Below are 17,228 nucleotides of genomic sequence, written 5' to 3' on the forward strand. Positions count from 1 at the left end.
TATGCATACTCTAACAGTTAGTTCTTGAGCAATTGATCGATCTTTTTCGTATCGGCACCAACACCTGCTGGCCATTGACAAAGAAGGTCGGCGTCCCCTGGACCCCCATTTTTTTGGCCAGTTCCATGTGTTCCTGGGCCAGGGCCTTGACCTTGTCGCTCACTGCCGGGGCATTGGCAGGAATCTCCTGGCCCAGCATCATCTCGTCATAGGCTTTCACCTTGTTTTCGGCATTGAGGATGTACTGGATCTTGGCGATGGCTGCAGGATGGGCCAGTGGAGTAAAGAAGACATAGCGGGTGACATTCGTCTTCTTCATGAGGTACTCTGAAGCTTTCCTGCAGTATGGACAGTCAGGATCGGTAAACTCGACGATAACGTTCTTTCCCTCGCCGATTTTCACTGCCTTGTCCAACGGCAGGCTCTGCACCAGCTTGGCCGCCAATTGTCCCTTTTTCTCCGCCGTCAGGCTTTTGCCTTCCTTGGTAAATATTTCCCCGAGAACGACGTAATCCTTCTCCGGCAGGTAATAGAGCACATTCTGGCCGGTAACCACCTGATACAGTCCATTGATGTCCGTTGATTCAAAGCTGTCCACCTTTACCTGAGGATAGGCCTGTTTGAAGGCGACCTCGGGCTTTACGGCTGCGGTAGCGGCAAAAGCGGCCGAAGACAGTGACAGCGCCAAGAAAAGTTTTACAGACAACCCTCTGCGGATGACCTTCATGTGTTTCCTCCTCTGGTTCTGGTTGTGCAGAAAAAAGGAATTACGAAACCGTAATCCCTTTGCGTTTTTGGCGTCCCCGAGACGATTCGAACGTCCGACCCCTTCCTTAGGAGGGAAGTGCTCTATCCTGCTGAGCTACGGGGACATGGAAGTATTTGGCCTAGCGTAGCCAAAGAAGAATTTCTAACAAATCTTACCCCCGGAGTCAAGACAATTCAAGAGACTACGTAGCAAAAGCCTCGAATGCAAGAATCTATCTCTTAATTGCCAACGCGACCCCGGTTACGGTCACGAACATCCCCACCAGGGCGGTAACGCCCAGCTGTTCGTCGAAGAAAAGGAAGGCCATCAACGAGGTAACCGGCGGGACGAGATAAAACAGGCTAGCCACCCGCGAGGCTTCGCCACGCCGGATAAGGATATTGAGCAGGGGGATGGCCCCCAGCGACAGCACTACCACCAGCCAGGACATGGCAAATATGAATGTGCCGGTCCAACGTACCTGCATCGTTTCAAAGGTTGGCGCCAGGAGCGCCATTGTCAGCGCTGAGGCAGCGAATTGGATTACGCCGCCGCTCCGCAAATCCATGTGGGCGCAGTAGCGCTTCTGATAAAGTGTGCCCGCGGTGATGCCAAACAGGGCCATTATGGCCATGGATAGGCCCAGCGGGCTACCCCCGGCAAAAGAAATCTTGTCCATCAGCACCTGTACTACGCCCACCAGACCGAGGCCAAAACCAACCCACTGCCTGGGGTACACTTTCTCCCCCAGTATTCGCGCAGCGACAACGGCGGTGAACAGCGGCTGCAAACCGGCGATGAGAGATACGATACCGGCAGGCACCCCCTGATAGATCGCGCAGAACACGCCACCGATATAGAGGGCGTTGACCAGAACGCCGGATACGGCAATGTGTAGTGACTGAACTGGGCCGGCAGGCCAAGGCGCCCGCATCAGCAGGGCCATGGCCAGAAGCAGCAGCGTGACGAACCCGAACCGCCAGAGAAGAAAGGTGAAAGGCTCGGCGAACGGAAGGCCGAACTTTGCACCAATGAAGCCGGTGCTCCAGAGGAGGACAAATAAAAAAGGCGCCGCCATCGCCCCATAACCAGTTCTGTCTATGGTGGTATCCGTCATGACTGCTTACTCTCCAGCCTGATTGTTAATCCCGGTACTTTTTCAGCAGATCCTTGGCGTCTTTCAGAAGCGCCTTGCCGTTGGCCCCCTTTGCGCTAACCTCCTTGATCCATTCATCATCGACAGACTCGGTGGCCTTGGTCCATCTCTTGTATTCGGCATCGGTGAGGATGTTTATCTTATTCTTACGGTTCATGGCTACCTTGCGGGATACACTCGCCCCCTCGTCCCATATTTTACCTACCCACCTGGAGACCTCACGACCGCTGTTGTTGTCGATGACCTTTTTCAGGTCGGCAGGCAAGCTGTTGTATTTGGACTGGTTCATGGCAAAGACAAAGATTGAGTTGGCATGTTTGGCCTGGCTCGGTGCTGTCTCAGTGTGGGTTTTGCAAACTTCCTGCAGCTTCAGAGAAGTGGTTACCTCCCATGGGATGCTGACGCCGTCCACCACCCCCTTGGCAATGGATTCAGGCACTGCCGGCGCCGGCATCTGCACCGGCATCGCACCCAGGCAGCCAGAGTCTTGGTGCCGATGCGGCTGGCTGCACGTACCTTCAATCCCTTCAGGTCCTCCAATGTCTTGACGGTCTTGCTGCCGAAATGGAGCTGCGAACCGTCATGCACATGGGTGAAGATCAGCTTCACCCCCTTGAACTCATCCATCGCATTTTTCTGAACATAGTCCCACATGGCCTGGCTCGCTCGCTCGGAACTTTTGGCCATGAACGGCAGCTCGAAGACCTCAGATTTTGTGAAACGACCGGCCTGGTAGGTCGGCAAGCTCCAGACGATGTCGGCTATGCCGTCACGGGCCTGGTCGAAAAGTTGAGCAGGTGAACCTCCCAACTGCATGGAAGTAGAGTTGACACTTGAGCCTGCCGCCTGACTCCTTGCCGATCTTGTCGCACCAGGGAATGAGGTTTTTCTGGTGGAATGTGGAACCTGGCGGCAGAAAATGGGCCACTTTGAGGGTGACTGCTTCCGGGGCGGCAAAGCTGGTCCCGGCGCAAAGAGCTATGACGGTTGCGGTTAAGACCAGGCATCTTTTCGACTGCTTCATGTTTCGCCTCCTGTCCATCTTTTTATTATTATAAAAAAGTGTTTTGCAAAAATAACTCCAATCTATAACCCAATATACAACACCATCACCCATAATCTAACAATCTGAAATCTCAGTCAAATTTAGATGAACATGTGTTAAATAAAAAATAAAGTTGTTCTATTGCTGTAACGAAATTGTAAAATTGTGAGTGAGGGTGTAACGAATTGATGGGGTAGGCTGCCTGTTCATTCGCGGCAGTAAGAGGCAATCATCGGCAAAGATTGAATTGCAGCGACTCCGGTCAACACATCTGCATTGTAAATAAAAAGGGAGTAGCGAGACCGCTACCCCCAAAGTACTTTATCCTACACAAGTCAACCTGCAGTGCCACAGAGAGACATGGATCGGCAGGCGAATTGCCTAAAACTTCAACAGCGAAAAGACTCTTTCGACAGGCAGTTTGGTCCTGCGTTAAGGAATTCGAGCTCTGCCATGAAGCAGCATTCAACAAGCTCCCCCCCCATGGAATCGACCATATCGACCACAGCCGACATGGTCCCCCCCGTGGCTAGCAGGTCATCGGCGATCAGTACCCTTTCCCCTTTCTTGATGGCATCAGTGTGCATTTCCAGGGTATCGGTGCCGTACTCAAGATCATAGGTTTTTTTAAATGTTTCCGAGGGAAGCTTACCGGGCTTACGCACCAGCACGATGCCGGCACCCAGCTTATATGCCAGGGCTGCGCCGATTATGAAACCTCTGGCCTCAACTCCAACCACCTTGTCGATTCTTTTGCCGATGTAACGGTGGGACAAGAGGTCAATCATCCGCTGGTAGGACGCCGCATCGGACAACAGAGTGGTAATGTCCTTGAAAATGATACCTTTCTTGGGGAAATCCGGGATGTCTCTGATGATACTCTTCAACTCTTCCATGCCTTCTCCTTGACATTCTTCTTCAAAACCAAAGAATTTATTTGCTGGGTACACTGCAACGTGCCGCCAATTCCGTTGCCTCCATTATCTTTCTCAACTTTTCCAGCGACTTTGCCTCGATCTGACGGATTCTTTCCCGGGTTACTCCGAAACTGCGGCCGATGGTGTCCAGGGTCTGGGGGTCTTTGTCATCCAGGCCGAAACGCAGGGTGAGGATCTTCTTTTCATTGTCGGAAAGGGTGTCAAACCATTTGGAGACCATTTCGTACCTGTTCACATCCTCCAAAAGTTCGGCAGGCGAGACGGTGGAGGTATCCTCTATGGTATCAATGAGAAAGTAATCGTTGTTTTCCCCCATGGGGCGCTCGATGGAATAGGTCTTTTTCAGCAGCACCATAAGCCTGCGGATATATGCCGAGTTGACCTCCATGGCGGTGGCCACTTCCTTGATGGAAGGTTCTCGATTGATCTTCTGCAAAAGCTCCCGGGTTATTCTCAGCATCTTGTTGATGTCGTCGGAAACATGGACCGGCAGCCTGATGGTCCGGGACTGGTTTACCAAAGCACGCTCGATGGACTGCCTGATCCACCATGTGGCATAGGTGGAGAAGCGGCATTCCTTGGAGAGCTTGAACCGCTCCACTGCCTTGATCAGCCCCATGTTCCCCTCTTCGATCAGGTCCAGGAAAGGGAGACCGCGGTTGATGTAACGTTTGGCGATTTTTACCACCAGCCGCAGATTGGATTCGATCATCTTGTCGCGGGCAGCCTTATCCCCCCTGTCGATCCGTGCTGCCAGCTCTTTTTCTTCGTCTGCAGTCAAAAGCTTGGTCTTTTGAATCTCCCGGAGATAGAGCTTGATGGCATCGTCGAAATGCTCGACTACGGCTACCTTGATCTCTTCTTCCTCCACCTCCTCATGTTCCTCGACCTCTTCCACCTGCTCCAGCTCTACAGCATCAGGCTCAACTTCCGGTTCCATGAAAAGGTCCAGCGCCTTGTGCGGTTCCTCTCCCGGAAAAACTCCTATGGTTTCATCGTTGTCCATGGCAACCTCGCTTGTGGGTTCAAGTTCACTTCCGTCTGCCTTCTTGACCATAGCACCACTTTCCATAATTACTCTTCGCCGCTCCATCCGTACTTGCCGATGAGTTTGACGAAACGGCATGGGACAGACTCCTGACAGGTGACGATCCCGTCCTTTTCCTTTGTCACCCGTACCAGGGTCTGATCCAGCTGGTTTCCCACGGGTATTACAAGCCTGCCCCCCAAAGCCAGCTGATCGACGAGGTGGGCCGGAACATCCGGCGCCCCGGCAGTGACGATAATCGCATCAAACGGGGCCTCGGCGGCCCAGCCATCGGTGCCGTCACCTATCTTCAGGTTCACATTCAGGTAATGCAGCCTGTCCAGGGCCTTTCTTGCCCGCAAGGCAAGAGAACGTATCCGCTCCACAGTGTAGACCCGGTCAGACAACTCGGCAAGAATGGCGGTCTGATAACCGGAGCCGGTTCCCAGTTCGAGGACTTTTTCCCGGCCGGTCAACTGTAGCATCTCGGACATGAGAGCCACCATGTATGGCTGAGAAATGGTCTGTTTTTCACCGATTGGAAGAGATGAGTCACTATAGGCCTGTGCAGCCATAGCCTCTTCAACGAAAATATTACGTGGAACTTTCAACATGGCATCAATGACACGCCGGTCCGTGATACCGCGGCCGATAATCTGCGTCTCCACCATTCTTCGTCTTGTGATGTCGAAATTCATAATAAAACCTTAATGCCTATAGCCGGAAAAATATAACAGACAGACACCCATCTGTCCAGCCTACAACTGCTCCGGCATCAGAAGATTTCCCATTTTTTCAGAACGGCGATGGAATTGTAATTGGTCAGATCAAGATGTAATGGGGTTACGGAGACATGTCCACGGGAAACGGCGTGGTAATCGCTGCCGTCGATGTCCTTGAAATTAAGATCGACGGTGCCTATCCAGTAGTAGTTGCGACCGCGGGGATCGACCTTGTCGACGATGGTCCCCTCGTAAGATCTCTTTCCCTGGGTTGTCACCAGGGGGGGGCGAATTCTCTCCCGGGGCAGGTCCGGGGACATTGACATTGAGAAAGGTATCGGCCGGCAGCCCTTTTTCACGGACAGTGGCGGCCAACTTTACGGCAAATTGAGCTGCCGCGGCATAATTGGTTCCCTCGGCGGACGTTACCAGGGAGACGGCAATGGCCGGAATGCCCATCAGGGTGGCCTCCATTGCCGCTGAGACAGTGCTGAATAGGTCACATCATCACCGAGATTAGCTCCGCGGTTGATGCCGGAAACAACTATGTCCGGCTTGAAAGAAAGGAGGCTGTGGATGCCCAGATTGACGCAATCGGTCGGGGTACCGTCAACGGCAAATATATTCTCGCCGATCTTGTTGGCCCTGAGCGGGTGATGAAGGTTAGTGCGTGACCGATAGCGCTCTGTTCCCTGTCCGGAGCAATCACGAATACCTGGCCAAGCACTGTCATTGCCTCAGCCAAGGCGTTGAGGCCGGGGGCGCGCACCCCGTCATCGTTGGTCAGGAGAATTTTCAAGGTAGCCTCTTCGTCATACTGCCTCTTTATAAGGTACTAACCGGTTCTGCGCTTGTAAAGGCCGCAGCAAATTAATTTAATGGCAATGGATCAAGGAGAAGCATTGCCTCTTCCAGCGAATCTGTTGCCAACGATATCGATTTCTTTAGTAGCAGCCCCCGTGGTAACCAGGACTGGAGCTGCCTCCCCACTGCCGTAGAAACCAAGGATCTGCCCCTCCTGCGGCCGTCCACCACCGTAAAAATCCCTTATTTTCAGATAATAGGTACCGCCCTGATGAAGGCCAAGGCGATAATTCCCCTTACGATCGGTCTTTGTGGAGACAAAAAGAGGCCTGCCTCTCATTTCCCGATTGGCATAAGCCAGGATCAGCACTCCCTCGACAGGTTTCCCATCACGATCGGCCACCGTGCCTTCTATGGCTGTTGCCCCCTTCTGGAGGGTGCCTTTAAAGGCCACACCGTCGGTAAAAGTGCCAATGTTCGCTTTTTCACCGGCTTTGACAATGTGTATGAATGGTTTCCCGTTTTCGTCTTTTTTCAGAAAGAAACGTCCCCGGGGGACAGCGGCCCGACCCCCTTTCCTTTGAGGCGCTTCATTCCTCCCAGGAAATAGCTGCCGGCAGGGGCCTCGACGGTAAATCTTCCATCACCTTCAATCGGAAATGTACCGTCAGGAACTCGCCAGTAGCTTTCCGGTAAAGGAGGAGGACCATTGGTCACATTGAAGAGATGGACGTACCCGTCGCCGGCCAGATCCTTCTGCGGCCATACCCATCTGCCGGAGAGGGTACCGGTTGCTGGTTCCTGGGCAATTGTGACTGCAGCTATGACTACTACCACAGATAAGGTGATAACTTGAACCAGTTTTTTCATGGGACCACTTCCTTTTTCAGCGTTGAACTCCGCTGGGGGAAACATCCACAAACTGGACAGCCCTGCATGGAAAGAGGCTTTTCCAGTCTGCATCGTGCAAGCAGTGCGTCATTTTGAAAAATTTCCAGGGTAGGACCGTCCGCCTGGACCTTTCCCTCGTTAAGAATGATGGTCCGCTCGCAGAGGCAGATGACCATGTCCAGATCATGACTGGTGAAAATCTTCGTATGATGGAAGTCCCGGAGAAGCTCCATGAGCTGGCGTCTGGAAAATGGATCCAATCCGCTGGTAGGCTCGTCCATAACAAGGATATCCGGAGACATGGACAAGACTGTGGCAATGGCTACTCTCTTTTTCTCCCCTCCCGAAAGGTGGTACGGCGCCTTCTCCTGCAGGTGCAGTGCGCCCACGTGCTCCAGAGCACACTTGACCCTGGCATCGACTTCCGCAGCCGGAAGGCCGATATTCATCGGCCCAAAAGCTACATCATCGTAAACGGTTGGCATAAAGAGCTGGTCGTCTGGATCCTGGAAGATCATACCGACGGTCCGGCGGATATTCGGCAGGGTCGCCTTGCTCATGGGGAAATCACCAATGCGGATCTCTCCGGCAGTGGGGGTCAGGTAACCGTTCAGGTGCAGCAGGAGCGTTGATTTGCCGGCGCCATTGGCGCCGATGATGGCCACCGATTCTCCATGGGTGATGCGAAAGGAAACATCATAAAGGGCCGCCGTACCATCGGGATAGACGTGGCGAAGATTTTTAACTTCAACGATATGATGACTCATGTGAATAGTTCCGTCACCAACGATCCCACAAGCAGTGACAGATTTTCGCACCGCAGGATGAAGAAAGAGGTAGACCAGCAGAGAAGGAAGGCTGTTTCCCTCCTGCCAAAGGTGAATTGGTGACGGGTATTGAAGTTCCCTTCAAAGCCCCTGGCCAGCATTGCCATGTGAACCCTCTCAGCCCTCAGCCAGGTCCTCAGAAGAAGATGACCCAGAAGAGGAACAAAGCTTTTCATGCCCAACCCATTTTTACCATTGGCCCGCAGCTCCCGCGCCCGAGACACCCGGCTCCCCTCTTCTGCCAGAACAAAAATATACCTGTAGAGGAAAAGCAGCTGTACAGCAAAGGCCCGCGGCATGCCAAGCGTCTCCATTGCCCGGCAGATGGACGGAAAACCGGTGACGCACAGAAGGATTAGCGCCGCACTTATGGTAAGCGCAGATCGTATTAAGACCGAAGCGAAAGAAATCCAGCCACCGCTTATGGCCAGAGGCCCGAACTCTATCATCGTGGCCCGGTCAAACAGCGGATTGAAGAGGGCGACAATGACGGCAAAAGGGCAGATTATGGCTACTTTTCTGGCAATGTAGCCCACGGGAAGGTCGGCAAGTGCAATAATTACAGCCGGAAAAATGAAAAAAGGGAAAACTGCGGAAAGTTCGTACTTACCGAAAGAAACCACAGTCACGACAAAGGCAAGGGTAACCAACACCTTGGCGCGCGGGTCGAGGCGGTGGATCGCCGTATCTCCCTTTGCCAGCAAGTCCAGTCGTTTGAAGTCAAGTAATGCACTATCGATGGAGAGCATGTCGTTAGAAATAATAGATGGTAGTGAAGTCCCTTTAAATAGAAAATGAGGCTGGATAATCAGCCTCATCTCTTTTCAACTTCCATTGAAAATGGATTAACAGGGATGAACAATTGCACTGCCGACGACTTTGGGTGCTACATATGTCTTTTTCATCAGAGCGCCTCCTCTCTCTTTGTTATCGGTAGATTCAAATACCCGTAATGTGCGTAGCGGGTCAGGGAATGGGTGGAATTGCCTGGCTCATGCCTGGCTTATGCCCCTTCACGGTCTTGATCAAGGCCTTCACCTCAGGCGGCATCTCCTTACCTTCCTTCATGGCCGCTTTTATCTGCCCGGCCAGATATGAATGTTGATGAAGATATCCAACACAGCCAGCATGAAATCCTTCTTCCATCCGCGGATCTTATTCAGATTCTGGAATTTGTACATGTAAAATTGTTGAGCGGCCCTGCCCAACTCCTTTTCCAGCTGGTCTATCGTCATGTTGGTCGGTTTGAGGACCGGTTCCACCAGATTGTACTTGCGATAGTCTTTGGTTACCACATATTTTTCCAGTTGCGGATAGAGTTCGGCATAGGGCCAGGGAGCGATGGCAAGGAAAAAAGCCATGTCCGGATTATAATGCTTGGCCAGTTCTATGGTGGCGGCAATGGATTCAGGGGTGTCTTCAGGCATGCCCAGGACGAATGAGGTTTCCGAAACGATATCGGCATTGTTTATAATGTCGATTGCCTGTTTTGACTGCTCTACCTTCGTGTCCTTTTTGAAAAGGTCCAGGGTTTCCTGGGAGCCTGCCTCAACCCCCACATAGATGTGCTCTACCCCTGCTTTGCGATACTTATCCATAATGTCGGCATCACGGAGAATATCATCAACGCGGGTTTCCATCAGAAGCTTGACCCCCACCTTGCGTTCGATCATCAGATCGAGGATTCGCACCCAGCGGTCCCGGTCAAAGGTGGGAATTTCGTCGGCAAGCATTGCGACTTCCACACCATACTTCTTACTCAGCATTTCCAGTTCGGCAACGAAATTCTCAGGACTTCTGGCCCGCCAGGTCTGGGCCCAGAAAAGCTGCTGTGAGCAGAAAGAGCATTTCTGCTGACAACCTCGCGACGAGGAAACGATAGCCAGCCGGGCATTATTCTTGGCACGATAGGTATAAATAGGCCATTCCACCAGGTCCCAGGCCGCCTGAAGGGAATCCAGATCCTGTATATAGGGAGCCTTCGGGGTAGCAATGACGCTGCCATCGGTATAAAAGGCCAAGCCGGGAACGGCAGCAGGATCCTCACCGGCATTGAGGCAATTCAGAAGGGACGGCAGTGTCACCTCCCCTTCGCCACGTACCACATAATCAATCACATTATGATCGGCGGACAATAATTCTTCATAGCAGAAGGTAGCGTGGACATTACCAATGACTGTAACAACCTGCGGATTGACTGATTTGGCAAGTCGAACAAGTTCGACAGCATGAACTATGGAAGCGGTGTAGGCAGTTGTTGCAACCACATCAGGTTGAATGCCTCGATCCGTTCCTGGATCTCAGGCCATTTGTGCCACAGCGACATGGCGTCATAGTAGTCGACTTCGTAGCCCTGCGCTCGCAGGGCACCGGCAATATAGACAAAGCCCACGTTCAGCCAGGTGCCTGCAGACTCAACAACCCCTGAATGATAAGGGGGAGTGATGAGTGCCACCCGTTTTATAGTCATCGAGAACTCCTTTGAATTTAAACCACCAAATCATGGATATCAGCAATTATCATGCCGTCAAAAAGCCATCAACACCAGACCTAAACAACTGTATTTCCAAACACTTACAATAAAACTTCCATTGAGGTGCTACGGTTGATTGGTGAAATAACCGGTATAGCCAAAGCAAAGTAGCGTAAATGGACTAGGGAGGAGCGTTCAGTTAATGAAAGGTCATATCGAAAACAAACCAGTAACCTATGCCGAAGACAATGAACAGGATGATGTGCTTTATCAAGAGCATTCGACGGCGTGTTCTTTCCGAGTCGACACCGTAGTAATTGTCAACATAGGTAAAAGTGCGTCCTGAGCCTGTCGCCATGATAATAACACCAGCGGCAACACTCTGCCAGAAGAAGAGGTGCTCCAACTGGTTTAGTATTCCGGTCACCATCGGCTGTCGACCGTGCATATCATGGAGTACGGCAATGGCAATTATGGCCGCCAGCCAATAACCAGCTGCAAAATCATGGATAAATCCATTGAGAACGACAAGAGATTTCTTAACCTGCACCATGACCAAGCTCTCGGTAGCATGCCGGCATCAGATAATTCATAGGCCGGTAAACACTTTCTGTTAGTTGTGATAAGTCCTTGGCATTATGGCATAAATGATTTACCGGTACAATTCTATTTTTAATCTGTTGTTAATGCACCATTCCGCCGTTGATGGCAAACGGGTTATTCCTTGACTAGCAAAGGCCCATAAGCTACTATTCCCCTGCCTGCATGATGAGCCCGCGGATATTCGAGCTGTTTTTTTGTTCACTGCTGCCCGAAAAAGCAGCAGCCCCACCTGATCACCTGGCAGCTATGCTGTATTTCTGGCCTATCCGATACGACCTTGATTGGCTCAAACCTTGCTAGCACAGTTCCCGGGTATTAACCACCAACCCACTAAACAGGAGTCCATTTTATGGCCACAACTGATAGTACAAGTCATCGTCTCACTGAAGAAGTTCTCGGATTTATTCAAGCAGGAGTTGACGCTGAACTCTCTGATGCCCAATTCAATGACTATTCAATGCAACTGTTTGCATTGCAGTACCAGAACAACGCCATCTTCAGGGAATTCTGCAACGCCAAGAAAGTGAAACCGGGTGATATCAGTCGTTGGCAGGATGTCCCTTTGGTATACAACGATGTGTTCAAAACACATCTGGTAGCATCCTTTCCTTTGGAACAGTCGGTGATGGCATGCTTGACTGGTGGCACAACCAGCCTCACCCAGCGCGGTCGCATTTTCAGGGATGAGGACGGTAAACGCCTCGTCTTTGGCGCAAACAGGATGATGACCGGATCATATCTTTTTCCTGATTTCGAGGAGGGAAAACGTTGCCGCATCCTCATCCTTGCTCCAAGCCCAGAATTGGCGCCATCCATGGGGATGGCCATCGGCATGGATCAGACGAGACAGGCCTTCGGCACTCCGGACAGCATGTTTCTGCTTGGCAAAACCGGCATCGATATAAAAAATCTGCTCAAGGCGCTACGTGAGTCGGAAGCGAGCGGAGTACCGGTGGCACTCATCGGAGCCACCGCAGCCTATGTCTACTTCTTCCAGTCCTGCCGCCGCAAAAAAATGAAATTCCACCTTCCGCCGGGAAGTCGCATCTGTGACGGAGGTGGCTACCGAGGCCGTTTTGGAGTGGTCACTCGTGATGACTACTACGCCATGGTCAAAGAAATTCTTGATATCCCCGAGACACACTGTGTAAACGTTCTGGGTGAAGCAGAAACTGCGACCAATCTCTTTGATGATGCTCTGCGGCGCCATGTGAAAGGACTCCCCTCCCGCACGCGGACTCGTCCGGTACCTCCATGGTCACGTGTGCTGGCCATGGATATCGACGATCTCAGCCCTCTTCCGGACGGCAAGGTCGGACTCCTGGCCCACTGGGACTTAGCCAATGTGCCGACGGTGCTGGCAGTCATAACCGACAATCTGGGTTACACCACCGATAACGGTACCGGCTGTGAAATGGTGGGCCGGGCGAAAATTGAAAACGGCAAAGTCTCCCCGCTCCCGGATGAACGTCCCATGGGGCCCATGGGGGATTCGGCGATCTTTCGTATGCTTGAGACCTATACCAATTTTTCCATTGATTTAAAGATGCGGCTGGCAAAAGATCCGAAGGTTGAGCCAAGTGTACGGGAAGAAATCGAGGCAAGGCCTGGCTCAGTGCCCTCCTGCCCCCAGGTTGTCGACGAAATTTTGGTAGCCCAGGCAGATCAGGAAGCTGCCAAGCTTCGAGATGAGTCACTGAACGCATTCAAGGATCAAACTGATCGCCCGCTGGATTGGTACAAGACCGAGGCGGAAAAACAGACCTTGAAGGATCACCCGGCCGGCCTGCAGTCAGAGAAGGGGAAAAAGGAGAAAATCAGCAAGTAAAAACTGCTAAAAAAACCACCATCAGGGTAAAAAAAGGGGGAATAGATTCCCCCTTTCTCATTTCCAATAGAATTCAGCAGGCTTTATGACTGCTCCAGGTTCATCGTGATCTTTTTTCGCTGACTGCCTTATGGGAAGCTTTCCACTTCTCAAAGGCGATCTTCACCCTTTTCTGATGGGCAATTGGGACATGAGCGAAATGAGATGGGCATAGGGGAAACCTGCAAGGGGAATTCTCAGCATATGCAGCCAGACCCGTTTCAGGCTGAGCAGCTCAAGAAACGTTTGGTGGAATTTCTCTTCACGTACATCAGCGGTCATGGCCGGGTCGGGATGCTCAAAAAGGGCAAAGGCTCCGGTGTAGTATTCCCAACCAAGCTCCTTGTACAGGTATGGCTCATACTGCCGGGCCAGTTCCGTTCCCGGATAGGGAACAACCAGTGAAGGATGCATGCTGACGCCCAGTCGGTCGCACAATTCCACCGACCGTTTGAAGTCATCAATGGAATCCTCGCGGGCTCCCAGCATATAGAAGAGAGATACGTCTATCCCGTGATCCTTAAGGTACGGACAGCCCTCTCGCGGTCGACACCGATTTTGCCGTTGGCTCCATATGCCTTGAGCTTCGTCGGTCATGGCATCCCAGCCGACCCATGCGGTTAACATGCCACTTTCACGGGCCGCATTCAGCATGCGCGACCCTGACGGGGACAGGACAGGGCGCAAACTGCCGAAACCCATCCATTTCTTTTTACTACCCTTGAGCGCGGTAAAAAGATCAATTGCCCGCTGCTCGAACCCCTCCCACCAGATATTCTCGTCCCCATTGATATACATCTTTTCAGGGATCGCGCACACATCGCGCACCACATCCTCAATGGGACGAAAACGGATGCTTGCCCCAAAAAAGGGCTTTACCGAACAGAATGTGCAGTTATACGGACAGCCTCGCGAAGTATTGATAACACGGAACTGATGCCCCCCACCCAATTTTCCGTAAAGAGGTGTGGGCAAATCATTGAGGGGCAGCTGTTCGCCACGATAGAAAGGTTTCAGCTGGCCGGCCCGGAAATCGCGCAGCACCTGGGGCCAGGCCGATTCCGCCTCACCGATCACCACGGCATCCCCATGGGATTTGGCCTCTTCAGGCATGGATGAAGCATGGATACCGCCAAACACCACCTTGATGCCACGCGTCCTGAGAGCATCGGCTATCCGATATCCCGGGACGGCGGTGGGGGTCAGGATACTAATGGACGCCAGGTCACATTGGATTTTATCAATGGCTTCCGGAGTGGCACTGGCGCTGATCAGCTCAATTTCGATAGTGGGATCTTCCCTGCGCGTAAGAGCAGCAAGATACTCCAGTATAGGCGGAGCAACAGGGGTCCAGCCAAAAGGAAGGGGCGGAAAAATGATGCAGAGTTTCATCTATTGAATACCTTTTAGTACTGCAGCAGGAATACAGGGATACACATGATTAAAGTTTGAATTTCTGGTTTGCATAAATAGCATCCAGAACAGTCTTTGCATCTGTCCGGGGAGTTCGGTAGATCTTTCCATCTGTCCGTACTTCAACGTTTGATACCATCCCTAGCCCATACGCGCCATCAGGGTAAATGACAAATTTAACTTCTAAGCCCCTGGCAGAGACACCAGCCTTCTTCATCTTAAAATCAAACCAACCGGCGGGAACATAACCGGTAAAATCGATGAAAATATTTCCGTTTGCCGCCCTGGTCTCACGCCATTCCTTCTTTTTGAGATATCCATATTTGCCGAAGGCTTCCCCTATTGTCATCGCCTTATAATCAGGGAGAGAGGCTCTCTGAATAACACCAGTCATCCCGGTGGTACCAGACCTGGAATTGCCGGCGGTAGCGTGTGGTGATTGAACGCCGGCCGGAACAATGGCGCCTGCCGTATTTGATACCACACCCCTTTTTTGACTCTCAAAACCAAGCCCGGCATGTGCACCGACTAACGATAAAGCACTAACCACAACAATCAACACCATCTTTCGCATTCTTACAAACCCCTCCCAAATCTTTCAGTGTTCAATCCTGAACCCGGAATGGAAGGTCTCCACACCGAAAGGAATGCCCCAGTAGCTCACAATCATGAAGATCAAAGCTATCAACGCATACCAGGCAAGCCTGGTGCCGCGCCATCCGAAGGTAATGCGCAGGTGGAGATAAATGCCGTAGACCAGCCACGAAACCAGTGACCAGACCTCCACCGGATCCCATCCCCAGTAATTGCCCTTCACCTGGTTGGACCAGAAACAGCCTGAAATCATCATCAAGCCGTACATGATGAACCCCCCGGCAACAAATCGGTAGGATAAAATATCCAATGCACCGAGGTCGGGAAGCCTGTCGTATATTCCTCCGGATTTCCTCTCCTTGAGAAGATACATGAGACCCAGGCCGGCAGCCACAAGTACGGAAGCAAATCCCGCCGAAGCCCCGACGATGTGCACCCAGATCCAGCCACTTTGCAGGGCTGGAGACAGTGAGGTGGCTACCTCCTTCATCAAGGTGCCGGCCCAGCCAAGCAGGACGAAAACCACGGGAATTATCAGTACTCCCAGAGGACGAACTTTTTTGGAAATAAACTGAAAGAAAACGAAAATGAGAACCGCCATGAATGTCCCGAGGGTCAGGGACTCGGAAATATCGATGAAAGGCGTGATCCCCGTTGCAGACCAGCGAAGCGCAATGGCTATCACATGCGGAATAAAGCCGGCCACTGCACTGTATAGCCCAATGGTGAACAACTTCTCCTGCTTGGCTATCATGCCGAAAATATAGCTGAAAGTACTCAGGCCATACAGTGAAACAGCTGTCCAGAAAAACATCAGTGCTGGTTTCATGGTTTATCCCCCTTCTGAATTGAAATTTAGCTTCTCAAGATTTCCGACTTCGCATCATCCGTCCGATGGTAGTAATGAGCATCCCGGCAAAACCAACCCACAGACTTGCCAGTACTATCGGTTTACCCGGCTCGTAACGCACGTTCATGCAACCCAATAACGCACATCTTTGGGGATAAGCCGGTAATTAAAAGCAGTGAACGGTTTCCCAATTGCAACCTTTCCCTCTTCCACAACCGCATCGGCCATTCCTTTATTATCCTTTGTCAACGGACTGACCAAGTAGGAAACGTCTCCTCCCCGTTCATAAAGCTGGGAGGGAGAAAAAAAAAGCTGCAGTTCCATGAGCGGTTGCAGGGGCGCCTGGGGAAAAGCAAATGGAGCCGGACCTTCTTTGGTGCCTGTGGCGTATAAATAAGTGTCGTTTCGTTGCTTTAGGCTCTGCAGAGGAAGATGAGCACCATAGATCTCTTTGCCATTAGAGTCGTTGAGTACCACCAGCAGCGAATACCCCTCCCTGTCGGTGTAATAGGTGAATCCCTTATGGGTCAGGTTGTGGGTGATATAGATGATGCCACGACTTTTCCGCCCAGCCTCGCCAACTTCAATCTCGTATGCCGCTCGCTTATCTTCTTTCTCTATCCGGAACCCTCGATGCATCTTGATCAGTGAGGTTTCACCTTTCAGGCGGGAAAAAGAAAAGAAGCGTCCATGCTCATACTTGTCGTAACTATTGACATCACCGCTAGGCAGGACCTCTCCTTCAGTGAGCCTGATATTACCTCTGAAATAAAAGAGGCTGTTATAAACGATTCCTGCAAGAATAGATACAAAACTGACATGGAAAAGAATCATGCCGAATGAAATGATGGTAATGCGCCGGTGCCAGATTCTACCGAAAAAGCAGCAAGCCACATTAATCACAAGAAGCACAAGAATTCCATTAAACCAGACCGTGCTGAAAATAAGCTCCCATGCACGTTGGCCGCGAAGTATGGTTACCCCGGTAAGGCTGCAGATCAGGATAGCTACCAGCAAAGCCATCGCCAGTTTGGCTGAGGCCAAGAAATCGTATGCTATGCGAGGGATTTTGTGAATGGGATGATAACGTGGTTCAAGTGGGAAATGTTCAGCTTCTTCGGTATCGGCTTCAGGTAATTTCTTGAACTTGGTCATGATCTGCCTTCAGGGGATGCAAGCTTCCCTTCTTTCGCGGGCCGAAACAATGGAAGCCCCAGGAACAATGTTTTTACAGAAATTGTGACTTTAACATGATTGCTGCCTTGCATGC

The 17,228-nt window shown here is 51.6% G+C and carries 15 protein-coding genes, 1 tRNA gene and 4 pseudogenes; 1 reads left to right on the top strand and 19 read right to left on the bottom strand.

Going from position 1 to position 17,228, the window contains the following annotated elements:
* Positions 1 to 10 precede the first annotated feature (10 nt).
* The 15 genes and pseudogenes from JCM15764_RS17535 to JCM15764_RS17600 form a co-directional block, all read right to left on the bottom strand.
* Positions 11 to 727, bottom strand: coding sequence for a DsbC family protein (locus tag JCM15764_RS17535; protein ID WP_243689323.1), 717 nt, complete (start codon positions 725 to 727; stop codon positions 11 to 13).
* A 68-nt stretch (positions 728 to 795) separates the two neighbouring features.
* Positions 796 to 872 (bottom strand) — tRNA-Arg (locus JCM15764_RS17540).
* 108 nt (positions 873 to 980) lie between these two features.
* Positions 981 to 1,865, bottom strand: coding sequence for a DMT family transporter (locus tag JCM15764_RS17545; protein ID WP_243689324.1), 885 nt, complete (start codon positions 1,863 to 1,865; stop codon positions 981 to 983).
* A gap of 25 nt (positions 1,866 to 1,890) precedes the next feature.
* Positions 1,891 to 2,720: pseudogene (locus JCM15764_RS17550) on the bottom strand (TRAP transporter substrate-binding protein).
* Positions 2,674 to 2,928: a hypothetical protein gene (locus JCM15764_RS24880; RefSeq protein ID WP_243689325.1), complete on the bottom strand. Its 255-nt coding sequence runs from the start codon at positions 2,926 to 2,928 to the stop codon at positions 2,674 to 2,676. Before JCM15764_RS24880 ends, JCM15764_RS17550 begins: the two are co-directional and overlap by 47 nt.
* A gap of 402 nt (positions 2,929 to 3,330) precedes the next feature.
* Positions 3,331 to 3,845, bottom strand: a pseudogene (locus tag JCM15764_RS17555) (adenine phosphoribosyltransferase).
* Between the two features lie 37 nt (positions 3,846 to 3,882).
* A complete protein-coding gene (locus JCM15764_RS17560; protein WP_054698099.1) occupies positions 3,883 to 4,893 on the bottom strand; it encodes a sigma-70 family RNA polymerase sigma factor in 1,011 nt (336 codons plus the stop codon).
* A gap of 68 nt (positions 4,894 to 4,961) precedes the next feature.
* On the bottom strand, positions 4,962 to 5,612 hold the full coding sequence (locus tag JCM15764_RS17565) for a protein-L-isoaspartate(D-aspartate) O-methyltransferase (protein WP_054698053.1): 651 nt from the start codon (positions 5,610 to 5,612) through the stop codon (positions 4,962 to 4,964).
* 77 nt (positions 5,613 to 5,689) lie between these two features.
* Positions 5,690 to 6,435 (bottom strand): annotated as a pseudogene (gene surE, locus JCM15764_RS17570) (5'/3'-nucleotidase SurE).
* Positions 6,436 to 6,525: 90 nt separating this feature from the next.
* A complete protein-coding gene (locus JCM15764_RS17575; protein ID WP_243689326.1) occupies positions 6,526 to 6,843 on the bottom strand; it encodes a hypothetical protein in 318 nt (105 codons plus the stop codon).
* A 131-nt stretch (positions 6,844 to 6,974) separates the two neighbouring features.
* Positions 6,975 to 7,310 (bottom strand): hypothetical protein, encoded by a 336-nt coding sequence (locus JCM15764_RS17580; protein WP_054698059.1) that lies wholly within the window; start codon positions 7,308 to 7,310, stop codon positions 6,975 to 6,977.
* Complete coding sequence (locus tag JCM15764_RS17585; protein ID WP_054698062.1) at positions 7,307 to 8,098, bottom strand: energy-coupling factor ABC transporter ATP-binding protein; 792 nt, start codon at positions 8,096 to 8,098, stop codon at positions 7,307 to 7,309. Before JCM15764_RS17585 ends, JCM15764_RS17580 begins: the two co-directional genes overlap by 4 nt.
* Entirely contained in the window at positions 8,095 to 8,976 is an 882-nt protein-coding gene (gene cbiQ / locus JCM15764_RS17590; protein ID WP_439645327.1) for a cobalt ECF transporter T component CbiQ, read from the bottom strand. Before cbiQ ends, JCM15764_RS17585 begins: the two co-directional genes overlap by 4 nt.
* Before the next feature lie 148 nt (positions 8,977 to 9,124).
* Positions 9,125 to 10,628, bottom strand: a pseudogene (locus JCM15764_RS17595) (cobalamin-dependent protein).
* A gap of 202 nt (positions 10,629 to 10,830) precedes the next feature.
* Entirely contained in the window at positions 10,831 to 11,184 is a 354-nt protein-coding gene (locus JCM15764_RS17600) for a hypothetical protein (RefSeq protein ID WP_054698102.1), read from the bottom strand.
* Between the two features lie 399 nt (positions 11,185 to 11,583).
* On the opposite strand from JCM15764_RS17600, the gene JCM15764_RS17605 reads away from it, so the two are divergent.
* Positions 11,584 to 13,062 (top strand): LuxE/PaaK family acyltransferase, encoded by a 1,479-nt coding sequence (locus JCM15764_RS17605; protein WP_054698068.1) that lies wholly within the window; start codon positions 11,584 to 11,586, stop codon positions 13,060 to 13,062.
* A gap of 162 nt (positions 13,063 to 13,224) precedes the next feature.
* On the opposite strand, the gene JCM15764_RS17610 is transcribed toward JCM15764_RS17605, so the two are convergent.
* From JCM15764_RS17610 to JCM15764_RS17625, 4 genes are all read right to left on the bottom strand, one after another.
* Positions 13,225 to 14,493 (bottom strand): B12-binding domain-containing radical SAM protein, encoded by a 1,269-nt coding sequence (locus tag JCM15764_RS17610; RefSeq protein WP_243689329.1) that lies wholly within the window; start codon positions 14,491 to 14,493, stop codon positions 13,225 to 13,227.
* 49 nt (positions 14,494 to 14,542) lie between these two features.
* Positions 14,543 to 15,088 carry a hypothetical protein gene (locus JCM15764_RS17615; RefSeq protein WP_243689330.1) on the bottom strand — a complete coding sequence of 182 codons (546 nt, stop codon included), beginning with the start codon at positions 15,086 to 15,088 and terminating at the stop codon, positions 14,543 to 14,545.
* Positions 15,089 to 15,112: 24 nt separating this feature from the next.
* The gene (gene ccsA / locus JCM15764_RS17620; protein ID WP_054698071.1) at positions 15,113 to 15,937 is read right to left on the bottom strand and encodes a cytochrome c biogenesis protein CcsA; all 825 of its coding nucleotides are present in this window, start codon (positions 15,935 to 15,937) and stop codon (positions 15,113 to 15,115) included.
* 144 nt (positions 15,938 to 16,081) lie between these two features.
* On the bottom strand, positions 16,082 to 17,113 hold the full coding sequence (locus tag JCM15764_RS17625) for a cytochrome c biogenesis protein ResB (RefSeq protein WP_243689331.1): 1,032 nt from the start codon (positions 17,111 to 17,113) through the stop codon (positions 16,082 to 16,084).
* Positions 17,114 to 17,228: the final 115 nt, after the last annotated feature.

Source organism: Geotalea toluenoxydans JCM 15764 (genome assembly GCF_001311985.1).
GTDB classification, from domain to species: Bacteria; Desulfobacterota; Desulfuromonadia; order Geobacterales; family Geobacteraceae; genus Geotalea; species Geotalea toluenoxydans.